The sequence below is a fragment of the Cellvibrio sp. genome, from assembly GCF_053579595.1.
The window spans coordinates 1-1,875 of sequence record NZ_JBRFPI010000559.1 but is presented as its reverse complement, the minus strand read 5'-3'; the positions used below and the strand labels follow the sequence as shown (position 1 = coordinate 1,875).

Sequence of the window (1,875 nt, the reverse complement as noted above, 5' to 3'; positions counted from 1 at the left end):
GGTGCGGTTTCTTCGGTTTTCAAATTAAAGGTATAAAAATCCTTAACCGGTTGGACATTGGTTTGAGTCAACACTTTTTTGCCGCTCGGATCAAATAAATCCAGGGTGACCGGATGATTCGCCGGTAGCTGTTGGGTTTTATCTTCAAGAATAAAGGTGAGGAAAATATCGTCACCCGGGCGCCACACATCGCGCTCGCCGTAGAGGAAACCTTTTAATCCACCTTTGATATGTTCACCGCTTACATCAAATTGGTTAGTGGGCAAGGCTTCACTGGTGCGCACGCGCAAGTAACCAATTTGTTTACCGTTGCGCGCTTCAAGATAAAAAGGCACACCATCCGTTGTCATCTGCAACATCCCGTAACTATCGGTAGTGCCTTGGCCTATTGGTTGGCGTTGATAATTGTAGGCGGTGATGTCGGTGCCGCTCATAGGTTTGGCGCTGCCGAGTTCAGTGCTGATCACATGCAGCTGATTGCCATCGCCGCGCTTGGCCATTAAACCAATATTGGACACGATAAAATTACGCGCTGATGCAATTTCATCGCCGTAGTAATAATAAGTATCGTCGCAGGGATTGTTGCGCTCGCTGTAATTGTAATAACCGCTCGATTGATAATATTGTTGATACCAGGCCGGTTCTTCAACGCGGTCATAATAATTTTCGCCCTCGGAATCTTCCGGCATTTTTGCGACGGGTTCGGTGGGGCGTGTTTGCTCGCAGCTATAAACCGAATTACTGCGGTCGATGCGCAATTCCAAACGAATCAATCCATCGGGATGCTGCGCCATTAATTCACTCAGATCCAGATTAAAACGCTCGACACCTGCGCGTGGAATTTCCGGTAGGCGATAGGTTTTACGCCAGAGATAGCGGCCAGTATCGGTTGCTGCTGTAGCGGCGGTGAGCTGGTAATCTTGCAAGTATTGACCAACATTATTGGCGAAAACTTTAAACGCAATGACTTGTACTGAATCGACACCTGCCGCTTCAAAGGGCACAGAAATTTGGCTGGCCGGTGGCAGGATGGATGTTTTGCCGACAAAACGCACCAGCGGCTTAACTAAATTCAATACGATTTTTTGTTGATAGTCGCTACCAAGACTTTTGGAATTTTTGCTATTGACGCTGCCGCTTACCACTAAATCCAATTCGCCTGAATCCAGATTTTCCGGTGTGTAACGCAACACGCTGCCGTCGATTACGGCATTGACTGTTTTACCGGCGAGGGTTACCAAGCCGCTGAGATTTTGGGTGCTGTCGAGTTCTTCGGAAAATTGTATTTCAACGGCGGTATTGGGTTCGCGAATCACCTGTACGCCAGTAATTTGAAAGGTTTTTTGCGCGGGAATTTCCAGATCGCGCGAACCCTTGTCTTTCGAGCCGATGGCTGCACCGTCCCACTCCAAATGGATGTTGCCGGTGGTTTCACCGCGCATAATGCCGGTAATTAAAAACGAATGGGTTTTGTTGTCCAGCTCCTGGGTCCAGATTGCATCGGTAATGAGTTGGTCATTAACCTGGATGCGCAGGATTTTTTTCACATCATCCAACGCAGCGGTATCAGCAGTGGTAATCACACCGCTAAGCCGCATCAGCTCATCATCGTCTTCATCCGCGCTTAGGCTGTTCACGCGCAAATCAAAATCCTGTTTGATGGTGCGCACAGTAAATTCAAAATCATCGAGCGACTGCTCAATACCTTCAAGGTCATTGGCACTCAAGCGGATACGGATTTCGGTATCGTTTGGCAAACGCTCAACGGGTTGGATGCGCAACTCAGTGGTAGAGGTAAACGTGAGGTTCACTGGCGTTTTGGTATCCAGTGATAATTGTTTGGGGTTAAACGCGGTATTTACTTCTGCTTCGCTA

At 48.1% G+C, this 1,875-nt stretch carries 1 protein-coding gene; it reads right to left on the bottom strand.

From position 1 onward, the window contains the following. Positions 1-1,875: MG2 domain-containing protein (locus ACWA6V_RS21095; protein ID WP_449524324.1), on the bottom strand; the 1,875-nt coding region annotated here is incomplete at both ends.